Origin of the sequence: Phyllobacterium bourgognense (assembly GCF_003337575.1) — a bacterium.
GTDB lineage: Bacteria > Pseudomonadota > Alphaproteobacteria > Rhizobiales > Rhizobiaceae > Phyllobacterium > Phyllobacterium bourgognense.
Genome location: NZ_QPJM01000014.1, coordinates 17,105 through 43,211 on the forward strand (window position 1 = coordinate 17,105; position 26,107 = coordinate 43,211).

Annotated in this window: 27 protein-coding genes; 16 read left to right on the forward strand and 11 right to left on the reverse strand. The window is 55.9% G+C overall.

The genetic code is table 11. The features are described 5' to 3' along the window. The first annotated feature begins 4 nt into the window (after positions 1-4). The 6 genes from atpD (at position 5) to C7476_RS20410 (ending at position 5,175) form a co-directional block, all read left to right on the forward strand. Positions 5-1,630: a F0F1 ATP synthase subunit beta gene (gene atpD, locus C7476_RS20385; RefSeq protein WP_181872531.1), complete on the forward strand. Its 1,626-nt coding sequence runs from the start codon at positions 5-7 to the stop codon at positions 1,628-1,630. Between the two features lie 57 nt (positions 1,631-1,687). After that, positions 1,688-2,095: a F0F1 ATP synthase subunit epsilon gene (locus C7476_RS20390; protein WP_114431701.1), complete on the forward strand. Its 408-nt coding sequence runs from the start codon at positions 1,688-1,690 to the stop codon at positions 2,093-2,095. A 170-nt stretch (positions 2,096-2,265) separates the two neighbouring features. After that, positions 2,266-2,508 carry a hypothetical protein gene (locus C7476_RS20395; protein WP_114431702.1) on the forward strand — a complete coding sequence of 81 codons (243 nt, stop codon included), beginning with the start codon at positions 2,266-2,268 and terminating at the stop codon, positions 2,506-2,508. A gap of 94 nt (positions 2,509-2,602) precedes the next feature. Beyond that, entirely contained in the window at positions 2,603-3,388 is a 786-nt protein-coding gene (locus tag C7476_RS20400) for an LssY C-terminal domain-containing protein (RefSeq protein ID WP_114431703.1), read from the forward strand. 85 nt (positions 3,389-3,473) lie between these two features. Next, the gene (locus tag C7476_RS20405; protein WP_114431704.1) at positions 3,474-4,316 is read left to right on the forward strand and encodes a phytanoyl-CoA dioxygenase family protein; all 843 of its coding nucleotides are present in this window, start codon (positions 3,474-3,476) and stop codon (positions 4,314-4,316) included. Between the two features lie 106 nt (positions 4,317-4,422). Continuing rightward, a complete protein-coding gene (locus C7476_RS20410; protein WP_114431705.1) occupies positions 4,423-5,175 on the forward strand; it encodes a GGDEF domain-containing protein in 753 nt (250 codons plus the stop codon). A 24-nt stretch (positions 5,176-5,199) separates the two neighbouring features. Here C7476_RS20410 and C7476_RS20415 read toward each other — a convergent pair whose 3' ends face one another. From C7476_RS20415 to C7476_RS20425, 3 genes are read right to left on the reverse strand one after another with little or no spacing between them, the layout of a single operon-like run. After that, complete coding sequence (locus C7476_RS20415; protein WP_114431706.1) at positions 5,200-6,093, reverse strand: SIS domain-containing protein; 894 nt, start codon at positions 6,091-6,093, stop codon at positions 5,200-5,202. Between the two features lie 2 nt (positions 6,094-6,095). Beyond that, positions 6,096-7,049 carry a shikimate dehydrogenase family protein gene (locus tag C7476_RS20420; protein ID WP_114431707.1) on the reverse strand — a complete coding sequence of 318 codons (954 nt, stop codon included), beginning with the start codon at positions 7,047-7,049 and terminating at the stop codon, positions 6,096-6,098. Positions 7,050-7,078: 29 nt separating this feature from the next. After that, positions 7,079-7,651 (reverse strand): glucose-6-phosphate isomerase, encoded by a 573-nt coding sequence (locus C7476_RS20425; RefSeq protein WP_181872538.1) that lies wholly within the window; start codon positions 7,649-7,651, stop codon positions 7,079-7,081. 304 nt (positions 7,652-7,955) lie between these two features. Between C7476_RS20425 and C7476_RS20430 the strand changes: the two genes are divergently transcribed. The 6 genes from C7476_RS20430 to C7476_RS20455 all read left to right on the forward strand — a co-directional run bounded on the left by C7476_RS20430 (position 7,956) and on the right by C7476_RS20455 (position 14,947). Further along, the gene (locus C7476_RS20430) at positions 7,956-8,831 is read left to right on the forward strand and encodes a carbohydrate ABC transporter permease (RefSeq protein WP_114431709.1); all 876 of its coding nucleotides are present in this window, start codon (positions 7,956-7,958) and stop codon (positions 8,829-8,831) included. Further along, positions 8,828-9,856 (forward strand): carbohydrate ABC transporter permease, encoded by a 1,029-nt coding sequence (locus C7476_RS20435; protein ID WP_114431710.1) that lies wholly within the window; start codon positions 8,828-8,830, stop codon positions 9,854-9,856. The genes C7476_RS20430 and C7476_RS20435 overlap by 4 nt, the downstream gene beginning before the upstream one ends. Before the next feature lie 43 nt (positions 9,857-9,899). After that, the gene (locus C7476_RS20440; RefSeq protein ID WP_114431711.1) at positions 9,900-11,354 is read left to right on the forward strand and encodes an extracellular solute-binding protein; all 1,455 of its coding nucleotides are present in this window, start codon (positions 9,900-9,902) and stop codon (positions 11,352-11,354) included. A 116-nt stretch (positions 11,355-11,470) separates the two neighbouring features. Further along, positions 11,471-12,562: an ABC transporter ATP-binding protein gene (locus C7476_RS20445; protein WP_114431712.1), complete on the forward strand. Its 1,092-nt coding sequence runs from the start codon at positions 11,471-11,473 to the stop codon at positions 12,560-12,562. Further along, entirely contained in the window at positions 12,552-14,054 is a 1,503-nt protein-coding gene (locus C7476_RS20450; protein ID WP_114431713.1) for a xylulokinase, read from the forward strand. The genes C7476_RS20445 and C7476_RS20450 overlap by 11 nt, the downstream gene beginning before the upstream one ends. 32 nt (positions 14,055-14,086) lie before the next feature. Further along, positions 14,087-14,947 carry an alpha/beta fold hydrolase gene (locus tag C7476_RS20455; RefSeq protein ID WP_114431714.1) on the forward strand — a complete coding sequence of 287 codons (861 nt, stop codon included), beginning with the start codon at positions 14,087-14,089 and terminating at the stop codon, positions 14,945-14,947. Between the two features lie 36 nt (positions 14,948-14,983). On the opposite strand, the gene C7476_RS20460 is transcribed toward C7476_RS20455, so the two are convergent. The 4 genes from C7476_RS20460 to C7476_RS20475 form a co-directional block, all read right to left on the reverse strand. Next, positions 14,984-15,508, reverse strand: coding sequence for an RNA pyrophosphohydrolase (locus C7476_RS20460; protein WP_114431715.1), 525 nt, complete (start codon positions 15,506-15,508; stop codon positions 14,984-14,986). A 26-nt stretch (positions 15,509-15,534) separates the two neighbouring features. After that, positions 15,535-16,674: a divergent polysaccharide deacetylase family protein gene (locus C7476_RS20465; RefSeq protein ID WP_181872532.1), complete on the reverse strand. Its 1,140-nt coding sequence runs from the start codon at positions 16,672-16,674 to the stop codon at positions 15,535-15,537. A 99-nt stretch (positions 16,675-16,773) separates the two neighbouring features. Further along, complete coding sequence (locus C7476_RS20470; protein WP_112532191.1) at positions 16,774-18,099, reverse strand: S41 family peptidase; 1,326 nt, start codon at positions 18,097-18,099, stop codon at positions 16,774-16,776. Continuing rightward, complete coding sequence (locus tag C7476_RS20475; RefSeq protein ID WP_245426438.1) at positions 18,089-19,459, reverse strand: murein hydrolase activator EnvC family protein; 1,371 nt, start codon at positions 19,457-19,459, stop codon at positions 18,089-18,091. Before C7476_RS20475 ends, C7476_RS20470 begins: the two co-directional genes overlap by 11 nt. A 299-nt stretch (positions 19,460-19,758) precedes the next feature. Here C7476_RS20475 and C7476_RS20480 point away from each other — a divergent pair, with 299 nt between their 5' ends. After that, positions 19,759-20,478 carry a glycosyltransferase family 2 protein gene (locus C7476_RS20480; protein ID WP_114431785.1) on the forward strand — a complete coding sequence of 240 codons (720 nt, stop codon included), beginning with the start codon at positions 19,759-19,761 and terminating at the stop codon, positions 20,476-20,478. Here the strand turns inward: C7476_RS20480 and C7476_RS20485 are convergent. The 3 genes from C7476_RS20485 to C7476_RS20495 all read right to left on the reverse strand — a co-directional run bounded on the left by C7476_RS20485 (position 20,420) and on the right by C7476_RS20495 (position 23,070). Continuing rightward, entirely contained in the window at positions 20,420-21,886 is a 1,467-nt protein-coding gene (locus C7476_RS20485; protein WP_114431716.1) for an ArnT family glycosyltransferase, read from the reverse strand. The two genes, C7476_RS20480 and C7476_RS20485, sit on opposite strands and share 59 nt — an antisense overlap. Positions 21,887-22,034: 148 nt before the next feature. Further along, on the reverse strand, positions 22,035-22,199 hold the full coding sequence (locus tag C7476_RS20490) for a DUF1328 domain-containing protein (RefSeq protein ID WP_027231091.1): 165 nt from the start codon (positions 22,197-22,199) through the stop codon (positions 22,035-22,037). A gap of 76 nt (positions 22,200-22,275) precedes the next feature. Beyond that, on the reverse strand, positions 22,276-23,070 hold the full coding sequence (locus C7476_RS20495; protein WP_114431717.1) for a response regulator: 795 nt from the start codon (positions 23,068-23,070) through the stop codon (positions 22,276-22,278). Positions 23,071-23,255: 185 nt separating this feature from the next. Between C7476_RS20495 and C7476_RS20500 the strand changes: the two genes are divergently transcribed. From C7476_RS20500 to C7476_RS20510, 3 genes are all read left to right on the forward strand, one after another. Further along, positions 23,256-23,459, forward strand: coding sequence for a NepR family anti-sigma factor (locus C7476_RS20500; RefSeq protein WP_112532194.1), 204 nt, complete (start codon positions 23,256-23,258; stop codon positions 23,457-23,459). An 11-nt stretch (positions 23,460-23,470) separates the two neighbouring features. Beyond that, a complete protein-coding gene (locus C7476_RS20505) occupies positions 23,471-24,022 on the forward strand; it encodes an RNA polymerase sigma factor (RefSeq protein WP_112532195.1) in 552 nt (183 codons plus the stop codon). A 208-nt stretch (positions 24,023-24,230) separates the two neighbouring features. Further along, positions 24,231-25,619: a sensor histidine kinase gene (locus C7476_RS20510; protein WP_181872533.1), complete on the forward strand. Its 1,389-nt coding sequence runs from the start codon at positions 24,231-24,233 to the stop codon at positions 25,617-25,619. Positions 25,620-25,627: 8 nt separating this feature from the next. Here the strand turns inward: C7476_RS20510 and C7476_RS20515 are convergent, their stop codons facing one another. Beyond that, positions 25,628-25,849 (reverse strand): hypothetical protein, encoded by a 222-nt coding sequence (locus C7476_RS20515; protein WP_114431719.1) that lies wholly within the window; start codon positions 25,847-25,849, stop codon positions 25,628-25,630. Positions 25,850-26,107: the final 258 nt, after the last annotated feature.

Genomic DNA, 26,107 nt, shown 5'->3' on the forward strand with positions numbered 1-26,107 from the left:
ATCGATGGCTAAAGCAGCGACCCCGAAAACACCCGCAGCCGCCAAGGCTGCCCCGGCAGCAAAGACAGCTGCAGCAAAGACCGAGGCCGTGAAGCCGGTTGCGAAAGCCGCTGCACCAAAGGCAACCGCTAAAGCAGCTCCAGCTGCAAAAGCCGCAGCTCCGGCAAAGGCAACAAAGTCAGCGGCACCCAAGACTGCTCTCAAGGCAACCGGCGTTGCCGGCCGCGTCAGCCAGGTTATCGGCGCCGTTGTCGACGTGGCCTTCGATGGCGGTGTTCTGCCGCAGATCCTGAACGCGCTGGAAACCGACAACCTCGGCAACCGCCTCGTTCTCGAAGTTGCTCAGCATCTCGGTGAGAACACTGTGCGCACGATCGCCATGGACTCGACCGAAGGCCTGATCCGCGGTCAGGTTGTGTACGACACCGGTTCGCCTATCATGGTGCCGGTCGGCGAGGAAACGCTCGGCCGCATCATGAACGTCATCGGTGAGCCGGTCGACGAAGCAGGCCCGATCAAGACAAAGCTTTCCCGCGCCATCCACCAGCCAGCCCCTGCATATGTCGAGCAGTCGACCGAAGCCGAGATCCTTGTCACTGGCATTAAGGTGGTCGACCTCCTCGCGCCTTATGCACGCGGCGGCAAGATCGGTCTCTTCGGTGGTGCAGGCGTTGGCAAGACCGTTCTCATCATGGAACTGATCAACAACGTTGCCAAGGCACATGGCGGTTATTCGGTATTCGCCGGTGTGGGTGAACGTACACGTGAGGGTAACGACCTTTATCACGAGATGATCGAATCCGGCGTTAACAAGGAGGGCGGCGGCGAAGGCTCCAAGGCCGCACTCGTCTATGGCCAGATGAACGAGCCACCAGGGGCACGCGCCCGTGTTGCTCTGTCGGGTCTGACTGTCGCCGAGCATTTCCGCGACCAGGGCCAGGACGTTCTGTTCTTCGTGGACAACATCTTCCGCTTTACGCAGGCCGGTTCCGAAGTGTCCGCTTTGCTTGGCCGTATTCCGTCCGCCGTGGGCTATCAGCCGACGCTGGCGACCGATATGGGTCAGATGCAGGAACGCATCACCACGACGCACAAGGGTTCGATCACATCGGTTCAGGCTATTTACGTTCCTGCCGACGATTTGACCGATCCTGCACCTGCGACTTCATTTGCTCACCTTGATGCAACGACGGTTCTCAACCGCGCGATCTCCGAGAAGGGTATTTACCCGGCTGTGGATCCGCTTGACTCGACATCGCGCATGCTCGATCCGCTGATCGTCGGTGACGAGCACTACCAGACCGCCCGTCAGGTGCAGTCGATCTTGCAGCGCTACAAGTCGCTTCAGGACATTATCGCCATCCTTGGCATGGACGAGCTTTCGGAAGAAGACAAGATTGCTGTGGCCCGTGCGCGCAAAATCGAACGCTTCCTGTCACAGCCGTTCTTCGTCGCTGAAATCTTTACCGGTTCGCCGGGCAAGCTGGTCGATCTGGCGGACACCATCAAGGGCTTCAAGGGTCTTTGCAATGGTGATTATGATCACCTGCCGGAAGCTGCGTTCTACATGGTTGGCTCAATCGACGAGGCGATCGAAAAGGCACAGCGTCTGGCTGCGGAAGCGGCTTAACGCACGACTGATGGCGGGCTGCGGCCCGCCTTTCGCCACAGGATTTGAGTGAATATCATGGCAGAAGCCTTTCAGTTCGAACTCGTGTCACCGGAGCGTCTGCTTCTTTCGGAGCAGATCACCGAGGTCGTCGTGCCAGGTACCGAGGGTTATATGACTGTCATGGCGCACCATGCGCCATTGATGGCAACAGTGAAGCCGGGCGTCGTCGCCGTGAAGACACCGGACGGCAAGCTGGACCGTTACGTCGTTTTCGGCGGCTTCGTCGATATCACGCCCGACGGCTGCACGCTCCTTGCAGAATCGGCAGTACACGTCACCGATATAAGGGCCGATGAGCTGCAGAACCGCATAAAGGACGCCCAGGAAGACTTCGAAGACGCGACAACCCGCGAAGATCGGGCCAAGGCAGAAGACCTTCTCGGCCAACTGAAGACGCTCGAGGAAGCCATCAAGGCTGCTTGATTGGGCCAAACGGATCAATGATAAATCAAGCGGGCTCCGGCCCGTTTTTTTATGGCGTTGTTCTGGCAATCAAAGGTGAATGGGTCTAGGTGGCGAATGGCGGGTTCTAGCGGAACAAACACGGCAACGGCTGGTTGATAAGAAACGACAACTCAGCGTGGAGCCTAGCTATGTCCGAACCAGCCACCACCATGATAGCCGTCGTGGTTTTCGATAAAGATGATTCCGGAACGCTCTATTCTGTCGGCGAACCGCAGGCACATGGGACAGAAGAGCTCGCCGTGTCAGCGGCGAAGGAACTGGCTTCCCAACATGACGGAGTTATTGCATGGAAACGGGAGGGTAGCAGCACTGATGATGCTGGCCGGCTTACGATCCTTTATAAGGCGGGTGAAGCCATAGATATGGAGTAACGGCCGCGCCGGTGATGAACGGCCGGATCATGTTCTTTCCAAAGCTATCGCGCTAAGATCGTTCCGAGAGACTATAGGGCGGGGCGAGAAAGAAATGAGGCGTCTGTTTGTCGGTGCTGCTATCGTCGTTGCCGTCTACCTGTTGCTGGCGTATGTGGCTCTTCCAATGGCCTGGACTCACTATGAACGACAGCCAGGCCTCGCCGATCATCCCATGGTGACGAAGACTGGACGCGGCATTCCGGGCGACCCGCTTAACGTAGGACTCATAGGTAATCGTGAGGACATCATCCGTGCCATGCATGCCGGTGCCTGGTATCCTGCTGATCCTGTCACCTTGCGTTCCAGCATTGATATCATTGGAAGCGTGATGCTCGACCGGCCTTACGACAAGGCTCCGGTCAGTCCGCTATTTTATGAAGGCCGCCGCGAGGACCTCGCTTACGAAATGCCCGTTGGCAGCAGTGCAAAGCAGCGACATCATGTTCGTTTGTGGAAGGTGCTCGATACGGGCGTAGAACAACGGCCCGTGTGGCTCGGTTCCGCAACCTTCGACCAACGCGTGGGATTCAGTGAGTATACCGGTCAAGTAACGCATGACATCGCACCGGATATCGATGCCGAGCGTGATTATTTTGCCAATAGTCTTACGCAGGCGGGTATGGTGGAGACGATCTATCAGGTCTCGGGCGTCGGGCCGACGCTGAATGGCCGCAATGGCGAGGGCAGCCCGTATTTTACCGATGGCGAAATTCGCATGCTGACCTTGGTCCATGACGGGCAACGCCGGAGCCAACCGCCTGAAATATTGGCCTCACCGCCGCTCATTCAAGCCAAGGACAATGCCTGGATGACAATCAAGGATGCGTTGGGCAACTAAGCGCGGTTGTTCAGCCGAGATTTTGACAGCTGATAATATATTGCCCATCGTTGGGCCAGTGAGAACGCTATTCCTGGAGGAAGCCATGAGCGCACACCCTTCGCATACTGTAAGCGCTGATACCGATAAAGATCTCAATACCCTGCAAACCGACGGTATTGTTGGCAAGAAGGGCGCGTTCTCGCGCGAATGGGCGGAGAATATGCGTGAGGACATGATGACCGCTTTCTGGTCAGCAATTCAGCGGCCGGGCGGTGCTGTTGGTCGCGGGCCGCGGCGCTGGTATGTCGAGATACATCCAGAGGAATTTGGCGGCTTTGTCGATCTCGTCACACATCCGTGGGTCATGGCCATGTGCGAGAATGCTTTGGGCAGGGATTATCAGATCGTCGAGATTGGTTTTGATGTGCCATTCCAAGGTGCGAAGTACCAGCCATGGCATCGCGATTTTCCTTCTCCGCGCGAGACTTATGAAGGGCGACGCATTACATCGCTGGCGTTCAACCTGACCGGCGTAGACGTGACGGAAGATATGGGACCTTTCGAGGTTGCGCCTGGCACTCAGTATGAAGATGGACGGACGTGGAAGCATGAGATGTTTCCTTCGAGGGAGATATGGCCGATGTTTCAGGAGCGGGCAGTCAGGAAATATCCAGAACTTGGCGACATATCCTGTCGTTCGGCGCTGACGGTACACCGCGGAACCGAGCACGCTTCACCGATCGCCCGGCCCGTCATGGTGCTTGGCGTCGATGCCCCGGGGGCAGGGCACGCCGAATTGCACGACTTGATGGTGACGCAGAATTACTTCGACGCGCTGCCTCTATCAGTCCGTGAGCATCTCGTTTGCCGCGTCGTCGACAAACTCGTGCCGGTCACCCAGAAACATGACATTGAGGGCCTTGTCATGGGGGCGGATCCTGTGTGATGCCTGTTGAGGCGGCCAGGAATGACAACGCGGTAGAAGGCCGTCTTTACCGCATCTTTCATTGTTCGAGCCTATAAAGTGCCGACCGGATCTCTGGAAGGCATCGATGAACACTTTCAATCGCTGGATGACGATGTTCGAGGCTTTGTCGCCCGTCAGGCAGATACTGCTGTTGCTCGGTCTCGGCTGTGTCCTCGCCAATGGCCTGGCTGCCCTCTTCTTCAAGCTCGGCGGTTACGACAGTCTCGACAAGACGATCCTTCTAACAACGCTTATCGTTATCGTCGTCGGAGGGCCGCTTGGAGCATTTCTGGTCGGATTGAACTATCGCCTGAAGGTTATGGCGCACGAGCTCGACATCGCATTCCGCAAGGACGGGATGACAGGACTGTCAACGCGTCATGAGTTTTATCTGCGGGTCGAGCAAATGATCCTTGGTAACAATCCTGCTCTCAGTGCCGGGGCCGTGCTTTATATAGATGCCGATCACTTCAAGTCGGTCAACGATCGGTTCGGCCACGCCGCTGGAGATGATGCGCTACAAGAGATCGGAACTCTCATTGGAAAGCGGTTGGGTCGGCGGGACGTCGGCGCGCGCTTTGGCGGCGAAGAATTTGCAGTTTTCCTAGCCGATGCAGACTATGGCAAAGCATCATGGGTGGCGCACGGCATACTGCTCGATGTTCGAGGCATATCGCGGAAAGTCGCCCGGACCGAATTGTCGTTGACGGTCAGCATCGGCGTTGCGTTTCATGAGCCTGGGCAAACACTGGAACAACTGGTCAATGCTGCGGACGAATGCCTTTACCGGGCCAAGAACCAAGGGCGCGACCGCATCGTTTACGAGATGGCTTCGTAGGACCAGGGCACTAGCTCCAGGCTATCAAATCGTCTGGACTTTGCGCATATCGCTCAGTTGCCGCTTCATATTGTGAAACCGTGCTTGATCTTCGAGGGGACGGCGCATCGCGACGCTGGTCGAAAGAATATCGATCACGACGAGCGCTGCGATGCGCGAGATCGTCGGCGTATACATATTGGTGTTCTCAAGAGTCTCGACGATCAAAGCCACGTCACAGTAACTGGCGAGCGGCGAGTCCGAGCCCGTCAGACAAATAACGGCGGCGCCATTTGCGCGAGCAATACGGGCAATCTCTATAATGGAACGGGTTGTTCCCGTATTGGAAATCACAAAAGCAACATCGCCCTGCTTCATCATCGAGGCGATCATGATTTGCTGATGCGAATCGAGCTGTGCCCCGCAAGGAACGCCAAAGAGTGGAAATTTCTGCTGGGCGTCGTGCGCAACGATGCCCGACGCGCCAAAGCCAAAAAATTCGATAGTCCGGGCGTTGGCGAGAATATCGATGGCTTTGTGCAGCGCTGCCCTGTCGAGGTGTGATCTCGCCCAATCGAGACTGGTCATGGTGTACTCGAAGATCTTTTCGGCCACGGTCTCCGGATCATCGGTCTCGAGCAAGACTGAATGGGTCGCCGGTGTACCAAAAGCCAGGCTTTGCGCGAGCCGTATCTTGAAATCCTGAAAACCTTTGCACCCGATTGCCATAGCAAAACGCAGAACCGTAGGCTGACTGACCTCGGCAAATGTTGCTGTCTCGCCCACTGTCGCGTTCAGGATCCGCTGGGGGTCCTTCAGAACCACATCCGCGACCTTACGATCGGATTTGCGCAGCTCGGCGCGCATCGTGCGAATAATTTCTATGATGTTCCGACCTGAGCGGGTCTCCCTTTCGTTATCGTCTGCTTCTCTATGCATCGCTAGCGCTCCGATGCTTCCAGAGCGATTGCGGAAATCCGGTCGAACGATGGCCCCGCCACAGGGATTTCAATATTGAAGACTTCGGCGATTACCTGCGTCCAGCCATGCAGGAAGTAGGTCCATCCATCCACAACCTGCAGATTGCGGCTCCGTTGCTGGTTGCGTGCCTGGTCGAGAAAAATCAGATCGCCTCGATAGTTGAGGTCCCATACCACAGAGCGCTCAGAAAATTGGCAGCCGCTGGATAATGGCGAGCCAGGTGCATCCTTGCCGAGGCCCGTGGCATTGATGACGAGCGAGCCCGGTTTGAGCCTGCGTAAGACATTGTCGTTGGCTCCAGTCCCAGGGGTCAGGACGTACTCTATGGGGACGACGCTTTCGATCCGCTCATGAATGCGGCGGATTTCATCCAGCCGTTCCTGGCTGCGATCGGACACGAGTATCCTCCCCGGGACGTCCTCACCGCGCGAACGGTGCATCAGATGCCATGTAATCGCAATTGTGGAGCCGCCTGCGCCCATGCAGAAGAGATCAGCTTCACTGCCGGAAAAATACTGCTCGCCGAGAAAGCCATCTATGGCAAGACCAGACGAAATTGGATCTTTCGCATGACAGATCAGGCTGCCATCCCGTTTGGAAATGCAGCTGGTTTCACCCATCAATTGTGCGAGCGGATCGATGGTGTCGAACATGTCGCGGCAAGCATGGAAGAGATCGATCTTGTGGGTCGTTACCAACGCGCCAAGTGAAAGGGGGTCGTCCCGAATGAACGCCACAGCCTCGCGGTAGGCGGCAGGATCGTCATGGAGTTTGAAATCGATGCCCTTGATGACAGCGTTTTCAAGCCCGAGATACTCGGCCCAAGCGGGAAAGACCTTCATGATGGAGCTTTTGCCGGTTGTGACGCCGATGAAGTAAAGTGTGGGCAGCGTCGCTGGTGAGTAAGATGTCACTTACGGTTCTCCAGATGAGTGGTTTTTGATCAGGTATAATTCTTTATGAGCGCAGCGACCTCTTCGCCTGTTCGCGGGTTGTAAGAGGTGTTGTCCACGAGTTCCCACCCGTCACCACTGCTCATAACACGATGGCGCATTCCGTTTGATTTTTCGATGATGCTGTAATCCTGGCCGCTGTCGGAAGGGTAAGCGAAGACCATCACAAGGTCCGTTTCACCGATGTTGATGGAGCGATGAATCCAGTATGGCGGAACATAGCAGATGGTCTGGGCCGTGATTTCGATGATGCGCGTCTCACCCTCCGGCGATTCCAATTGCATGAGACCATGCCCGCTTTGACCGTAATAAATCTCGGGCCGATCCGCCTTCGCGTGAATGTGGCCACGCGTGAGGAAAAACTCCTTGCCGACGCGACCGGGATTCATGCGGGTGACGCCGTAATTAAGATCGCCGGCATGCGAGCCCGGTCGAAAATCTTCGACACTGTAGACGACCGGATCATTCAGGCTTTTTACGAGCGCCGCATGTGCGTCTGCGTTCTCATAGACTCCGGTCAGGTCGCTCAAGCGTTTTTCATAGCGACCGGTGTGGCCGCTCATTCGGCCGGCAACAGGGTCTACGAGGCAGGCGACCGGTTCGCGCACGATAGTATCAATCTCCGTTCTGTAGTAAAATTACATAAAACTACAAAAGTGCGCGTGCAAGCGAATATTTGGAATGCGAGCGGACCGCTTGCTCGCGGTCGTTCGGGGTAGAATTGTGTTGACTGACAAAAATTGCGTAATTACGCTACAAATAGTTCGGGGGGATACATCAAGGTCAGGCCCTTGATGGGAGGAGAGAGATGTCGTTTTTTGAGGTGCCCTGCTTCCGGATCGCAGTCTATTGCGTCAGCGGTGCGGCATGACTCGAAATGATCCGATCAAGCATTTTTTCATCTGGCCAGCGCTGCTGATCGTCCTGGTGATTTCCATATTTCCGTTGATCTATTCGCTAACGACCAGCTTCATGAGCTTGCGGCTCGTCCCGCCAATTCCGCCAAGATTCGTCGGATTCGGCAACTATGCCGAGCTTCTGCAGAATCCAAGGTTCTGGCACGTCGCGTGGACGACGACGATCATCGCCTTCATCTCTGTGGCCCTGCAGTACGTCATAGGTTTCTCCGTGGCGCTCGCTCTCAACCGAAATGTTCCGGGCGAGGGTCTGTTTCGCGTCAGTTTCTTGCTGCCGATGCTTGTAGCGCCAGTTGCCGTTGCTCTGATCGCGCGGCAAATCCTCAACCCGACCATGGGTCCGCTCAATGAGCTAATGACAATTTTCGGCTTTCCCAACCTGCCTTTCCTGACACAGACGCGATGGGCTATCGGCGCGATTATTTCCGTTGAGGTTTGGCAATGGACACCTTTCGTCATGCTCATGTTGCTTGCAGGGCTGCAGACCTTGCCGGATGATGTCTACGAGGCGGCGGCGCTGGAGAATGCCAACTCATGGCAGCAATTCTGGGGGATCACCTTCCCGATGATGCTGCCAATTTCGGTGGCGGTGGTCTTTATCCGGCTGATCGAGAGCTACAAAATCATCGATACGGTGTTTGTCATGACCGGTGGAGGTCCGGGGATTTCAACCGAAACCCTGACGCTTTTCGCCTACCAGGAAGGCTTCAAGAAGTTCAATCTTGGTTATACGTCGGCGCTATCCTTCCTGTTCCTGATTGTCATCACAGTCATTGGCCTCGTCTATCTTGCGATCCTGAAGCCCTATCTGGAGAAGCACAAATGAGTGTGAGGGATCTGAAGGGGAATGGACGCTGGTGGGCACTTGCTGGCTGCCTGCTTTGGCTGGCGTTTACGTTCTTCCCGCTCTATTGGGTGGCAATAACGTCGTTCAAATCGCCATTGGGCGTTGTCGGCGGGCCGACATACCTGCCCTTTGTCGATTTTGAACCGACATTGACTGCCTGGAGTGAACTTTTGTCGGGCCAGCGCGGACAGTTCTACAATACCTTCATGGCATCGACGATTGTCGGCCTCTCGGCTTCGGTCATCGCGACAGCGGTCGGTTCGATGGCAGCCTACGCCCTCGTGAGGTTTACCTTCGAGGTCAAACTTCTGACGGGCGTTATATTCGTCGTAGTGGCTTTCGGTGGATACCTGCTCGGACGACATGTTGCGGGTTTTGGACAAGCAACATCGCTCATTTATGCCTTTGTCGCAGCCCTCGCTCTCGCGATCGGCTCCAGCCGGATACGGCTCCCCGGTCCCATTTTGGGCAATGACGACATTGTCTTCTGGTTCGTCAGCCAACGCATGTTTCCGCCGATCGTTGCGGCATTCGCGTTGTTCCTGATGTATACTGAAATGGGAAAGCTCGGATTCAAGCTCGTCGATACCTATACCGGACTGACCTTCGCCTATGTGGCTTTTTCACTACCGATCGTGATCTGGCTCATGCGCGATTTCTTTGCCGCATTGCCCATCGAAGTGGAGGAAGCGGCGATGGTGGATAATGTTCCCTCGTGGAGAATATTCTTTGGCATCGTGGTGCCAATGTCGAAGCCAGGACTGATAGCGACGTTCATGATCACGTTGGCGTTCGTCTGGAACGAATTTTTGTTTGCGCTGTTTCTGACGAACTCCAGATGGCAGACTCTTCCAATTCTCGTCGCGGGTCAAAACAGTCAGCGCGGCGATGAATGGTGGTCGATTTCTGCGGCCGCCTTGGTGGCCATCATACCCATGGTTATCATGGCTGGAATTCTGAGCAGGCTGATGCGCTCCGGCCTGCTTTTGGGAGCGATAAAATAAGCATTCACAATAACTGATCATCGTAAATTCCAGGGAGGACAACATGAGAAGATTGCTATTGAGTACTACGGCTGCGGGTCTGCTGGCGATGGCGGGCGCGTCATCGGCACTTGCCTGCGACCCCGACTATACCGGCATCACCCTGACAGCGACGACGCAGACCGGACCATATATCGCCTCCGCGCTGCAGCTTGCGGCCAAGGGCTGGACGGAGAAAACCTGCGGCAAAGTGAATGTCGTTGAATTTCCATGGTCGGAGCTTTATCCGAAGATCGTAACATCGTTGACATCGGGCGAAGACACGTTTGACGTGATTGCCTTCGCGCCAGCTTGGGCGCCGGATTTCACTGACTACCTCTCAGAAATGCCCAAGGCTATGCAGTCCGGAGCGGACTGGGAGGATATTGCTCCAGTTTATCGCGAACAGCTGATGGTCTGGAATGGCAAGGTTCTGTCGCAGACGATGGACGGCGATGCGCATACCTATACATACCGTATCGATCTGTTTGACAAGCCAGAAAACCAGACGGCATTCAAGGCCAAGTACGGCTACGATCTGGCGCCGCCAAAGACCTGGAAGCAGTATCTCGATATCGCTGAATTCTTCCAGCAACCGGCGAACGGACTGTGGGGTACGGCAGAGGCTTTCCGCCGCGGCGGACAGCAATTCTGGTTCCTCTTCAGCCATGTTGCCGGATATACAAGCCATCCGGACAATCCGGGTGCCATGTTCTTCGATCCGGACACGATGGATGCCCAGGTCAACAATCCTGGCTGGGTCCGCGGGTTGGAAGAATATATAAAGGCGTCGAAACTCGCGCCGCCCAATGCGCTCAATTTCTCGTTCGGCGAAGTGAATGCGGCGTTTGCCGGCGGTCAGGTGGCGGAGTCGATTGGCTGGGGTGATACCGGTGTTATTGGCGCCGATCCCAAGCAATCCAAGGTTGCCGGCAATGTCGGCTCGGCATCGCTGCCTGGATCTGACGAAATCTGGAACTACAAGACCAAGAAGTGGGACAAGTTCGACCACGTCGTCCAAACATCGTTTATGGCGTTCGGCGGGTGGCAGGCGGCTGTTCCCGCTTCGTCCAAAAATCAGGATGCGGCTTGGGATTATATCAAGTTCCTGTCCAGTCCCGCTGTGTCAGGACAAGCGGCGATCACCGGTGGCACCGGGGTCAACCCGTATCGCATCTCGCATACGACCAACGCCGATCTTTGGTCGAAGATATTCTCGCCGCGTGAGGCCAAGGAATATCTCGGGGCTCAGAAGGATGCCGTCACCGCGAAGAACACCGCGCTTGACATGCGCTTGCCGGGTTATTTCTCCTACACGGAAATTCTCGAGATCGAGCTGTCGAAAGCATTGGCTGGCGAGGTAACGCCCCAGCAGGCGCTCGATACGGTGGCGCAGGGATGGAACAAGCTGACCGATGATTTTGGCCGCGACAAGCAGCTTGCGGCCTATCGCTCGTCAATGGGCCTCCCGGCAAAATAACGACAAAAGCCGCTATCCCGCCCGCCTCAGGTGTGGGCGGGATAGTTCGAGACGGGAAATGAGGCGTCCGTCGCCGCTGTAGCAGCGCGACGGAGTTCGTATGAAAAAGGCACAGCATGTCCCTAGTGCGTTTGCAACAGGTCACCAAATCGTTCGGCAAGGTCGAGGTTATTCCACCACTCGATCTGGTGATCGCTGATAAGGAATTCGTTGTGCTTGTCGGGCCCTCAGGTTGCGGGAAGACGACAACCCTGCGCATGATCGCCGGCCTGGAGCAGGCGACGTCCGGAGAAATCCGCATTGGTGACCGCGATGTCACCAATCTCCGTCCAGGTTTGCGCAACTGTTCAATGGTGTTCCAGAACTACGCGCTTTATCCCCACATGACGGTCGCCGAGAATATCGGTTATGGCATGAAGGTGCGGGGCACGTCGAAGGCCGACATTGAAACCTCGGTCGCAAACGCGGCTCGGATTCTCAACCTCGGGGCATATTTGCAGCGCAAGCCGAGCGCGCTTTCGGGCGGACAACGCCAGCGCGTCGCCATCGGCCGTGCCATTGTACGCCAGCCGGAAGTCTTTCTATTCGACGAGCCCCTTTCCAATCTCGATGCCAAGCTGCGTATTGAAATGCGAACCGAGATCAAGCTTCTGCACCGCCGCCTGAAAACCACCATCGTCTATGTGACGCACGATCAAGTAGAGGCGATGACGATGGCCGATCGCGTGGTGGTGATGAACCAGGGACGTATCGAACAGGCGGCGGACCCGATCACACTTTATGAGTCGCCGAAGAATCTGTTCGTCGCCGCCTTCATCGGGGCACCAAGCATGAACTTCATCGAAGGCCGGCTTGAGCGGGATGGTAACGGGCTCAGCTTTCGGGCGGGAAATGATGTGAGGGTGCCAATACCGGCTAATCGAACACAAGCGCTGACGAGCGCGGCCGGCGAAGAGGTCGTGCTTGGCATCAGGCCGGAGCATACCATGACTGCGACGGGTTCGTTTCCAACGGTGCCGCTGAAAGTGGCTGATATCGAGCCGCTCGGACCACACACGCTTGCCATTGGCAAGACAGGGACTGCGCCATTCACGGCACAGGTTGCCGCGGGCTCGCCGATCCGTCCCGATGATGTCGTCAACATTCCGATCGATGTCGAAAGGATGCATCTGTTCTTGAAGAGTACGGGCGAAGCACTTGGCAGGTAAGCTCACGCTTGCGATCGATGTAGGCACGGGAAGTGTGCGAAGCGCGCTGGTGGATTCCAGGGGCAAAATCCTGGTGATCGCCGCGCGGGAACATGAGCAAATCGTACCGCAATTCGGCTGGTCGGAGCAGCGGCCCGGCGATTGGTGGCAGGGCGTCGTGGCGACGATCCGCGAGGTGCTCGACAAGGTTCCACGCGCGCGCGCCAATATCGATGCCATTGCCGCCTGCGGCCAGATGCATGGAACCGTGCTCGTAGACGATGCCGGCAAACTGGTACGTGACACCGCACCGCTGTGGAACGACAAGCGCACCGTCGGTTATGTCGCCGCCTTCGAAAAATTGCATCGGCCGGAAAGCTATCTCGCTGACTCTGCCAATCCGGCGACGCCCGCCTGGCCGGGTTTCAAGCTGCAGTGGCTGCGCGACAATGACCCTGATGCCTATCGGAGGGCGGCAGCAGTCCTTATGCCGAAGGACTATATCAATCTGCGCCTGACCGGCGAGATTGCCATGGATCGCACCGATGGTGGTGCAAGCTTCCTCATGGATCCGAGGACCATGGAATGGTCGGAAACGATGGTCGGGCTTCTTGGCCTAGACAGGATCAAGCTGGCGCCATTGCGTAATCCGCTGGAGATTCTTGGTCACGTCACGGAAAAAGCTGCGATAGAGACTGGCTTGCGCGAGGGGACGCCGGTCCTTGTCGGGGCAGGGGACTATCCGGCCGCGCTCCTTGGATCGGGTGTGTGCCGTCCGGGCATCGGATCGGAAGTCATGGGCACTTCCGCGATCATAACTGCCGTTGCGGACCAGCCGCTGCTTGAGGCGGCCGTTTGCAATGTTGGAACGGTCGAGGGCAATTGGGGCGCCTTCATGCTGCTGGAATCGGGCGGCGACGCCATGCGGTGGGCTCGTCGGGCTTTCCACGAAAAGCAGCTATCATATTCCGATATCGTTGCGAGGGCAGAAGAAGCCCCGCCGGGTTCGGAAAGGCTGTTCTTCGTGCCGTATCTCGCGGGCGAACGGCTTGGCGAACATCGCAATGCGCGTGCACAATATTTCGGGATAGGTGCATCGCACGGGCTGGCGCATATGCACCGTGCAATACTTGAAGGTGTTGCCTTCGCGGTGAAGCGTCACATCAATGTTCTCGATGGGATTTCTGCGGTGCCCCTTCAACGGATAGTCGCGTCGGGCGGCGGCGCGAAGACGAGCCTCTGGTTGAGGATCAAGGCAAGCGTCTACAACATACCGATTCTTGTGCCCGCTGAAGCTGAATGCGGCATCATCGGCTGCGCCATCATGGCAGCCACAGCGACGAGGCGCTTCGCTAGCCTGGAAGCGGCCGCGGACGCCCATGTTTCCTACGTTGATGAAATAATACCGGACCCGCGCTGGTCGGAAACGTACGCGCCGATGCAGATATTCTTCGAGAAACTGTATAGACACAGTCAGGCGCTCTACAACGATTTGGACCGATTGCCCCAATGACATTTAGCGAGTGAATCTAGAGGGTGACGCATATGCAAACGAAACTGGTCAAGACAGATGAGATCGAGCTGGCAACTGAAGCATTCGGCAATCCGGATGACCCGGCAATCCTGCTGATCATGGGTGCAATGGCCTCGATGCTGTGGTGGCCGAAAGAGTTCTGCCAGCGTCTCGCAGCCAAAGGCAGCTACGTCATTCGCTATGACAATCGTGATACGGGGCTTTCGACAAACTATCCGGCCGGCAAACCTGAATACAGCTTCGACGACATGACCGATGATGCGATCTGCGTGCTGGATGGCTACGGCATCTCGTCGGCGCATATCGTTGGGATGTCCATGGGAGGCATGATCGCACAACTTGTGGCATTGAAATATCCCGAACGATCGCGAACGCTGACACTGATAAGCACATCACCCGTCGGCGTTGATACCACTCATCTGCCCGGAATGACTGCCGCCTACGCAGAGCATTCCGCCAGCTACGCCGATCTCGATTGGTCAGATCGCATGCAGGTTATCGAGTTCATGCTTGCCGACGTCCGCGCGATTTCCAGTACGAGGCATTCGTTTGATGAGCAGAGTGCACGAGACTTTATCGCAACGGACTATGACCGTGCGCGGCGATTTGAAAGTGCAACCAACCATTTCCTGATTTCCGGCGGAGACCAATGGAAGGACCAACTCACCGGCCTTCAACCGCCGCTTCTCGTCATTCACGGCACGTCTGATCCCATCTTTCCTGTCGAACATGGTCGCGAATTCATCAAGATCGTACTAAAGGCGCAGCTGGTTGAGATTGAAGGAGGTGGTCATGAACTGCATCCAGACGATTGGGACACAATGCTCGAGGCGTTGATCGGGCACACAACGAGAAAAGAGAATACACGTTGATCGGTGAGATCCGGCACGCGGGCCCGAAGATTAAAATTAGTCCAGTAGATGCCTGAACGCTGCGACCACCTCTTCATAGACCTTGCGCTTGAAGGGAACGACGAGATCGGGCAATTGTGCCATTGGCTTCCACGCCCATTCGTCGAATTCGGCCGTATGACCGCCGGGAGGCGGGTTGATCGCAATTTCGGCTTCATTGCCGTCGAAGCGATAGGCGAACCATTTTTGTGTCTGACCGCGATATTTGCCTTTTAGCGCAACGCCAACAAGATGAGCAGGCAAATCGTAGTTGATCCAACTTGGCGCTTCGGCGAGGAGTGATACGGATTTCATACCTGTCTCCTCATAGAGTTCGCGCAAGGCCGCCGGTTCGGGATCTTCTCCTAGATCGATGCCGCCTTGCGGCATTTGCCATAGCTGCGTTGCACCATCCATTTCGTCATTGGCAGTGACGACGCGGTGCCCGGCCCAGACCAGACCTTGCCCGTTTAGCACCATGATACCAACGCAAGGCCGGTAGGGCAGGGATTCAGGATCGACAGGTTTCTTGTTCTTGCTCATGCGAAATACTCCGGGGCCACCGGGTGCTAACCTTTTTGCGGATCGCGGACAAGGGCGGAGATAGGAACGATCTCTATACCTCGGGCCTTCGCCTCATTGGTCCATGATGTGACCGCCTCCACTGTTACGTCGAAAGCGGAGCCCGTGGCGATGGCACTCCCCTTGGCACGGGCAATGCGCTCCAGCTCATCAAGCTTCTTCAGAATGGTACCGCGATCCTGTGACGCATCAATCAACAGGTCGGCAGCGGCGAAGGGTGCGCCCTGTTGCGCGGCAATGCTATCGGACTTGCTGCGCGCCGATGTGCCGTCGTCCAGATAGAGCAGGCCACGCTTGGCAACATCCTGAATAACAGTGGTCATCGCTTCTGGTTCAGCAGTGAAGCGCGCGCCCATATAGTTCATGACACCTGTATAGTTGGTGATACGGCCCATTGTCCGGTGTAGGTTTTCCAAAGTCGCCGCCGGGGACGCATCCACGGTCAGCGTGTTGCGTCCCGGGTTGACCCGCGGATAGTCGTAGGGTTCGAGCGGGATCTGCATCAGGACTTCATGGCCATCCTGACGTGCTGCCTGCATCCAGCGGAGAAGGCTGTTGCCTTCCGGCGAGAAGGCCAGTGTCACTTCGGGAGGCAGCGCCCGTATCGCCTGTTGGGACCCCGTTTGCGACAGGCCTAACCCCCCGATGACAATGGCGACGCGAGCACCGCGCGTACCCGACCATGGCCGGGCATAGATATCGAGTGGGCGACGGCCATCGGGCGCAATCATGGGCAATGGCCCCTGCGGGCTTTGCTCCAGCATATCGGGTTCGGGGATATGAGCAGTGCGCGGATCCTGGGCGCGCCGCGCAGGATCGCCAACGACGATTACCTTGGGGCCGCCTTCAGGCGCCGTGACGATATTGCTTGGCTGGCTTTTACTGTCCTGGGCTCGGGCGGGGGGCGGGATAACGGTCGGTGTGGCTTCCGCAACCTGCGGCTTTGGCAGTTCAGGTGCGGGCCGTCGGAAGCCTTGATGGCTGGTGTAGGTGACGAACGAGGCAAGACCGAGGACGCAGACAATCGCAGCCGATGGCAATAGCCAGCGGATTGGCGATATCTTGTCAGATTTTGAGTCTGGCCGTTTGCCGTTTTGTCCCAGCGGCCGGTTGAGATCGGAGTTCACGCGTTTTGGCCGCAGTGGATATCAGGGAAGGAAACATGGTTGGGAAAATGAACCATGGGGACCAGACTATAGGAGAAAAGTCCGGTCCCCATTTTCATATCAGTTAGGCACACCCTTCTTGGGATCAGCCGGGAAGGCTGCATTTGCCTGTTCGCCGCGCAGAAGCTTCAGCGCCTGGATCAGCTGCAGGTCGTCCTTCGGATCCGGCGGTACATAGGCGATCGACCCGGAACCCTCGGCATCTTCTTGCACGCCTTTGATGTGACCCTTCAGGCTGGATTCACTCATTGGCTCCGCCTTGCCCTGAAGGTCGGCGGGAAGCGGCTGGTCGACAGCTATGTCCGGGACGATTCCCTTGCCCTGGATGGATTTTCCAGCAGGCGTGTAATAAAGCGCCGTCGTCAGACGCAATGCGCCGCTTTCGCCGAGCGGTATAATGGTCTGTACCGAACCCTTACCGAACGAGCGCGTGCCGAGGATCGTTCCACGGCGGTGATCCTGCAACGCGCCGGCTACGATTTCCGACGCACTGGCCGACCCGCCATTGATCAGGACGATCAGGGGCTTGCCATTGGTCAGATCACCAGGCCTTGCGTCGAACCGTGTGATATCCTGCGGATCGCGGCCACGTGTCGAGACAACCTCGCCCTTGTCGAGGAAAGCATCGGAGACGGCGACCGCCTGGTCGAGCAGACCACCGGGGTTCAAGCGCAGATCGAGCACAAAGCCCTTGAGCTTGTCATCCGGGACCTTGCTCTGGATATCCTTGATTGCCTTCTGCAGGTCCTCGAAGGTCTGTTCGGTGAAGGAAATGACGCGGACATAACCTACGTCGTTATCGACCCGGGAGCGGACAGCTTTGACCTTGACCACGTCGCGGACAATGGTGAGCTTGATCGGCTTGTCGGCACCTTGACGAATGAGCGTCAGTTCGATTGGCGTGTTCACCTCACCGCGCATCTTGTCGACGGCGTCAGTAAGCGTCATGCCACGCACCTCAGTGCCGTCGATTTGCGAAATATAGTCGCCCGCCAAGACGCCAGCCTTCGATGCCGGCGTGTCTTCGATGGGAGCGATGACCTTCACAAGTTCGTTTTCCATGGTGACTTCGATACCGAGGCCGCCGAATTCACCCTTGGTCTGAACGCGCATGTCCTGCGCCTGTTCGGCATTCATGTAGGATGAGTGTGGATCGAGCGAGGTCAGCATGCCGTTGATGGCGCTCTCGACCAGTTTTTTGTCGTCGGGTGGCGTGACATATTGGGCGCGGACGCGTTCGAAAATATCACCAAAAATTGATAGCTGTTTATAGGTATCGGTGCCCGCAGCTTCTGCAGCGGTTGTGGGCAGAGCTCCCTGCACAACGACCATTGCCGTCGCACCCAACAGGGCTCCGGCCATGAGAAGCGTTAGCCTACGTATCATTTGCGGTCCTTCCAGCAAGCCTTTCCGCCCACCAGGGAGCGGGATTAACAGGTTTTGTATCCTTCCGGAACTCAATGTAAAGCATTGGAGCTCCATTTCCCATCGGAACAGGTGCGGTACTCGCAATAAGTTGCTTGTTCATCACACCGACCGGTTCTCCAGCCAGTACAAACTGGTTCTGAGAGACGTTGATTTTATTCATTCCCGCCAAGACAACATGATATCCATTGCCCGCGTCAAGTATCAAGAGTTGACCGTATGACCTGAATGCGCCCGCATAAAGGACTACGGCGTCGACCGGTGAGGTAATCGTGGCACCTGGAGCGGTCGCGAGCGTGTCACCCTGAACCGTGCCGCCTACGCCGTCATCGTCGCCGAAATTCTTTACCAGCTTGCCTGCTGCTGGCATGGAAAGATGGCCTTTCAGCGACGCAAAATTGACCTGTGCCGAAAGGCGGCTTTGGTTGGAGGCGAAATCATCGGCACGTTGCTGGCTTGCGGCCATCTTCTGTTGCTCCTGTGCACTCGCAGCTTCGGCAGCCTTCTTGACCTCCTGCATGTCCTTTTCCATGGTGGTAATCAGATCACGCAGCGACGTGGCGCGCTTGGCGAGGTCCTCGGCATGCTGTTGCTCGGCGAGTCGCGTTTCTTCAGAGGCGGTTTGCATTTTTTGCTTCTCAGCCAGCAGCAGATCAAGTCGTGCCTTTTCTTCCGCCTGCCCTGAAAGTGCGGCGGTCAGACGGCTCCGTTCCTCGTCAATCGAGGTCTTGACGCGGGTTAGGTCCTTGAGATCTGCAATCAGGGTTTCGGTTTGCTGACGCATTTCGGGAACAACAGCACCGAGAAGAACCGCGCTTCGCACCGATGCGAGGGCATCATCAGGACGAACTAGAATTGCCGGCGGCGGATTAAGGCCCATGCGCTGCAAGGCTGCCAGCACTTCGGCGAGCGCACCACGCCGGGATTTCAGCGATGTCTTTATGCTATCTTCCCGTTCGCGCAGACCGGCGAGCTTGTCGCTGAAGCCGGTTATATCCTCACTCAACTTTTTCTCGGTCTTGGCCGACTGGATGAGTGCGGCGGTTATCGTGGTTTGATCCTTTTTGAGCGCTGCGATTTCATTGTCCAGCGCCGTGACACGCTCCGAGGACAGCGATATCTGCCCGGTCAGGTCTTCAAGTTCCTTGGCAGTTTGCGCGCGCTTTGCATCCAAAGGTTCCGGAGCCGGTTGCAAGCCATTTTCTTGCGCTTGAACAAACGATGGAATGACTGACATGCCGGCCAAGGCTACAATCAGGAAAACGACATGTGAGAATGTGCGTTTGACTTTCAGTGTTGCCTTTAATGCCTCAAATTTCATTGCTGGACCGGACTAGAGCGATGGTTTGATCCCGACTTTAGGAAGACTTCGATTAATGAAGTATTAACCATAAACCAGCCGCGTCGAAAGTCGGATGATTTAGCATTCATGGACGTGGCGGAATTACGGCGCTCCGATAGTCGCATTGACCTTTGGTCGATGCTTCTTGACGTGGATACTGTCCAAGGGGATGGAATTCGCTCCAACATATCTATATTTAGGTGGTGGCTGCATCTGCAAAATCACTCAGTGATATTGGGCATCCGGATGTGGCATCCCCTTCACCAATGGTTCTCAACATGACCGATTTGACGATCGTAATCCCATGCTACAACGAGTCCGGCAACATCGGAAACCTGGTGAGGGAAATTAATACGGCGCTCTTATCCGGCCCATCCTATGAAATCATTGTGGTCGATGACGGGTCCGCTGATGGATCGGCGCAGGAAGCAGCAGCGGCCGGCGACCACATCCGTGTGCTGTGCCACAAAAAACGCACCGGCAAATCACGCGCCTTGATCAGTGGCTTTCGGGCGGCCCAAGGCCGGTGGATTGCGACGCTGGATGGCGATGGCCAGAATGACCCGATGGATATTGCGCGATTGTGGCCTCGCCTTGAGCGCGCATCTCCGGCGCTTTTCGCGGGTGTAAGGAAACGGCGTAACGATGGTATCGTCAAACTGTTGACTTCAAGATCCGCCAATTTCGTGCGCAAACGGCTGCTGAAGGATGATTGCCGGGATGCGGGCTGCGGTTTCAAGATTCTTCCGGCTGTAGTAGCGCAAAGTCTGCCCTATTTCGACAACATGCATCGGTTTATTCCGGCTTTGTCGCAACGGGCCGGGCTGCCAGTAATCGAGGTCGACGTCGAGGACCGGCCAAGACTGGCCGGCGTATCGAAATATGGTTTTTTTGACCGCGCCGCGGTGGCGTTTCTTGATACAGTCGGCGTTTTCTGGCTCATCCGCCGCTATTCTGATCCGGTATCGGTAACCGAGATGAATAGCGCTGGAAGCTAAAGGTTCGCAATTCACCATTGAAGTTTCGCACTCGCGCGGTCACCCGTGTTACCGGTCCGATCGGCTGTGCGTCGGTGGGTAATCGCGCTAGTGCTTCTTCGCCAGGGTCGTCATTACCCTGCCAGACCAGAACAATATCCGAGGCTTCGCCCCGTTCAGGCGGCCAATGCAAGAGCGCTGCCACATTGCCCGCATCATCCTGACGGTTGGACGCGATCCTCGCAGGCGTGGGATTCTGTGCGCGGATCGCATCGGCTACGCCGTCGAAGGGAAAATTGAATCGAGGGGTGCCGAACAGGGCAATCATTGCGACTGCCAGGGGGGCAAGGATGTACATTGCGCCTGATATGACCAGTACATTGCGTGCGCCAAGTACCTGCGGCAAAGAAAGCGCCAAAAGGATCGCAGTTGGTGCCAGAATCGGGGCCATATAGCGCTCTGCGACGGAATGGTAATCGGCAATGAAAACCAATACGGCAAAGGCGCCAAGGCCGATCAGTATCGTGCGAAGCAGGAGCTTGCGGACATCCGCGCCGCCATCCGGCGGGGGACGTGGATGATCGCGACTCCGACCAATCCAGAAGATTATGAGCGCAGGGCCAGCCCACAGGAAAGTTGAAATCAGGAGGCTGGCTAGCCCGTCGATCCCTACCCGCGGAAGATCGAATGATTCCAGGTAGCCGATGGCCTGCGCAAGCTTATGCATTCTGCCGGCTGTCGCCGCCAAGGGTGCGTTGAGGGAAGCGACAATGACGGGTGTAAAAGCGGCAATGAAAATAGCAATCGAGATCCAGATCCGCCGCTCGAACAATTGACGGCGAATTGGTGCAGTCATCGCCGCGGCGATGAAGAAGCTGACCAGAAAAATGAAGAAGTTATATTTGGCCAAGGCCCCGATTGCCGCCCAGATACCAAACCAGATGTATGCCCGCGTACCCTTCCCCTCACGCAACAGGGCAAAGGCATGAACGATGCCGATTGATGCGGAAATAACGAGAATAGTATGTGCTGTAGTCTGGATGGACATCCAGACGATCTGCGGCAGAAACGCCGACGCAGTTAATGCTAGTACGCCTGCGCGGTCACCACCCAGTCGGCGCGCAGTATCGAAACTAAGCCAGTGATAGAGCCCAAGCAGGGAAAGGCGCACCAGAGCGACAGCAAGAACCCAGTTCCAACCAGTTAGTTCGAGCGCGAGTCGCACCAGCCAATTGTACATTGGCGGATGCGAGTTGCCATAGTTCCAAGCGAACGCAACTTCGCCAACGAATTGCGCCTCATCAATTTCCATAAACCGTGAAAGAAAGAGGCGCAGTACTAAAATGGCAAGGATGTACAGAACGATTGCACGCGGAGCGAGGCGCGCAAGTTTTGACCAATTGATTGGTGGGCCATCAAGTGAGGCCATGCTGAAATTTCGCCAGAACACCCTTGGCTCCCACGCTTCATATAGCGTGACCTACTACAAAAATTGAGTTTGCCGCAATCCCAGGCAGGTGCTCTAAAAACACAAAAACCGCCGGTACGAAACCGGCGGTTTTTGTGATTTGCCGCAGCTAAGCGCGGCGTATGATACTGGCGATCAACGAGATCAGCAGCAGCGCCAGGAACACATAGAAAATGATCTGGGCGATGCCCGCCGAGGCACCGGCAATACCGCCGAACCCTAACGCTCCTGCCACAAGTGCTATGATCAGAAAAATTACAGCATAATAAAGCATTTATCATCTCCCTGTCTTGTCGGATTCAAAACGGCCAAGACGCCCTTTTGTTCCCGAGGCAGGAGGTTGACCCGCTCTATGCTTTGGCTTTGCTGCTTTCTTTGAAGAACAGTGCCTGGGTGATTAATGCCTTCACCATATCAGGGTTGAACGGTTTGGTGACAAGGAATGTGGGTTCCGGCCGTTCTCCTGTCAGCAACCTTTCGGGGAAGGCGGTGATGAAAATAACGGGAACGGCATCCTGGCTGAGAATGTTGTTCACCGCGTCGATACCGGAGCTTCCGTCTGCAAGCTGGATATCTGCCAGAATCATGCTCGGATGGGTGGCGGAGTAAATCTTGAGCGCCTCGTCGCGCGTGCGCGCAATGCCGACTACGCGGTGCCCGAGCGTCTGGACCATGTGCTCGATATCCATGGCGATCAAAGGTTCGTCCTCAATAATCAGAATGTCGGTTGCGATCTGTTTCGAAATGCCGACGGATGCTTCATCCAACAGCCCGTAAAGTTCGCTATCCGTCACTTCTAGAATTTCCATCGTCTCTGACTGGCTGAAACCTTCAAGGCTGATCAGCAGGAAGGCCTGGCGGGCTTTCGGCGCGATGGCAGTAAGGTTGGCCGCTGCGTGTCGCTCCCAGCCGAACTCGGATTTCAGTTCGAGAGGCCGGACATTGACGGAGTTGAAATGTTTGATCAGCAGCTTGTAGAGGCTAGCACGATCGGAGCCTGCTTGAGGGAAAAGGGAAACGTCGGTGATGAGAATTTCAAGCGTCGCCGCAACATAGGCATCGCCGGAAGATTGCGAGCCGGTGATAGCGCGAGCGAAACGGCGAAGATATGGCAGATGAGGGGCTATCCGGGTGGACAATGACATTATAGTGATTTCCCTGTTTCGGGTGGGGTACTGAGGCGTGGTGAGTTCCTTCCTGAAACACTTTCGCAAAAAAAAAGTTCCCTGTAACGGAACTTTCTTCTTTGTCAGGAATTGTCATCATTAATGTGCCTTGGGTACAGGCTCTATTCATACTACAGCGACGAACCACCAGCAAAGATCAGACAATGAACGCCAAAAAGAATTCTATTGACGCTCCTGAAAAGGTGCGAGTTCGTCGCCGCGACATCAAGAATGCTGAAACAGAAATTGGTCTGAAGTTACGCGCGCTTTACGCATCGGTGCAGGAGGAAGAAATACCGGCTCGTTTTCTCGATCTTCTTGAAAAGCTTGATGAGGCTGAACGCAATCATACGCAATCATCCAAATAACAGGCTGTTGAATGGTACATGAATCTGCCGACTTCAAGAGAGATTTGATTGCTGCCTTGCCGAAACTGCGAGCATTTGCAGTGTCACTGATCGGTAATCCGGACAGGGCGGATGACCTTGTGCAGGATACGATTATGAAAGCATGGGCCAAACAGGATTCGTTCGAGCCCGGCACCAATATCAAGGCTTGGCTGTTTACGATCTTACGCAACGAATTTTACAGTCAGATGCGCAAGCGCGGGCGTGAAGTCCAGGATTCCGATGGGATATTTACGGAGCAGTTGTCCGTTCATCCGGCACAATACGGCTCGCTTGACCTGCAGGATTTTCGCAAGGCGCTCGAAAAACTGCCCGACGATCAGCGCGAGGCGATCATACTGGTCGGCGCTTCGGGCTTTTCCTACGAGGAGGCTGCCGAGATCTGCGAGTGCGCCGTCGGAACGATCAAAAGCCGCGTGAGTCGCGCCAGAACTCGTCTGCAGGAATTGCTCGAGATTCAGGGAGAAGTGGACTACGGTCCTGATTCGATTGCGACGCAAGTCACCTCAAACAAGTTCGCCTGAGCACAACTCGAGCATTTGCGTCAGTCGACAGGCTCGGGCACGGTCGGCAGATCAACGGGCCCCCCACTAAGAACCACCCAACGGATGCAGATTCCCGATGCAGGACAATTCTGGATCGCCGGGTTTGCCGGGCAGGCTCCGACCATATATCAAAGGCATTTCGAACATACGGAGGGTACACTGTTTGTGGTGGTGGCGCAGAATTGTCATGAGCTTTTCACAGAGGCCGCTGAGGGGCTTGGCGATCGTACTTTCACTCGGCATGATTATTGGTTCGGCCGGCTCAACGATTATCCTCGCGCGCAGCGTCAACAATCAGATCGACGATATCCTCGCGACCTACAGGGTGCGCGAACAGGCGTATGTTTCGCTGTCATTGATGACCGAGGCTCACAACAGCCAACGCGGGTTCATCTTGACGCAGAGCGCACTGCTCCTCGATCAATATCGGAACGTAACAGCCCGGCTCGACGAGAGTCTAAACACGCTTACGGAAATGACGAAGGGAAATCCGCGGCAGCACGCTACGGCGACTCGAATCCGCGATCTGGCAAAAGCAAAACAGAGAAACGTCGACGCGGCAATTGCCCAGGCGGTCGCGGGGATGAATACGGAAGCGCGAGAGTCCCTCGGATCAAATTTCGGCGTTGGTCAACTCGATGAAATCAACAAAACTGTCGACAGCTTTCTCGCAGAAGAAGATCGAAGGCTGATTGAACGAAACATTGCTGTGGATCGAATGAGAAGCTGGCTAACGATTGCTGCGCTCTCTTCCCTCGGGGGTGCCCTCATTCTGGCAGTCATACTTGCGAACCGAACCAGGCGTTATGTTCGCAAGCTGACAGAGGGACAAACATTGCTTCGTTCAGAAAAAATGATTTTGGAAAGCATGGTCCAGAACAGGACGGCGGAGCTCGAAAAAGCCATGCTCTTGGCAAAACGGGAGCGGGCGCGCGTGGAAACACTGCTGCAGGATTCCGATCATCGTATCGGAAATTCGCTTGCGACCGTCTCGTCGCTACTCGGTATCCAGATGCGGGACGTATCATCGGAGGAAATACGCGCAGCACTTGGAGCTGCGCGCGACAGAATTCAGACCATTTCGTCCGCCCACAGACGTCTGCGACTTGGCAAGGATCATGAGACCGTCCGCGCTGACGAATATTTGCCGGACGTCATCGCTGACATCAAGCAGTCGACCGCCCATGACCGGGATATCAGGATTGCTGCGCAGCTCGGCCCAATAAACCTCAGCTCTCGCGATGCGACCACTTTGGGAATCATCATCGGCGAGTTGACGATGAACGCCATAAAGCACGCTTTTCCGGGCAACAGGCCGGGAGAAATAAGAATTGATCTTGTGCGCGATGAAGGTGATGTCCTGCGACTGGAGATTGCCGATACGGGGATCGGCATGCAGAAGAGGTCAAAAAAACGCTCACCTGGACTTGGGTCGCTTATCGTCGATCAGCTTTGCCAGCAGTTCGGCGGGTCCGTTTCTTACTCTGTCAATCCGGGTGGAGGCACCTTGGTGAAGGTGGCGCTACCGGGCCTCATGGAGGTAAAGCCAGAGGAGGCCACCGAAAAAGATGAGTGATGCCTTGGTCACAGCGTTGCCGCACCTGTTTCCGGTTTTTCGGCGTTCAACTGGTCAAGGGCAAGTTCGATATCCCGCAAATTTCGCGTCACACCATCATCGGGATCCATACCACTTTCTGTGGCTGCTCGCTGTAGTCCCCGAGCCTCGCTCAACAGTTCTTCCAGTTTGGCGATCTTCTGCACCCTGCTCAGGCTTTCGTCAGAAAGAATGTCATTCGCTTCAAGCATTTCGGCCTCCTTGGATAGCCTAGTGAAAACGAAGGTGCTGCATAAATGTTCCGATCAAGGAACAAAGGCCAAAGGGTTGCGTTCTTGAGGAAGCTGAATAGGTGGGTATGAGTAGGGTGGCCATGCGTGCCATCATGTGGATATGAGATCGGAAAACATTTCAGAAAGCACGTTAGAATTTCTGTCGGGGTCGTCGCGTCGTGATGTTCTTTCGAGTTTGAGAACGCTTGAAATTCGCGAACGTGACAGTGAACTTCA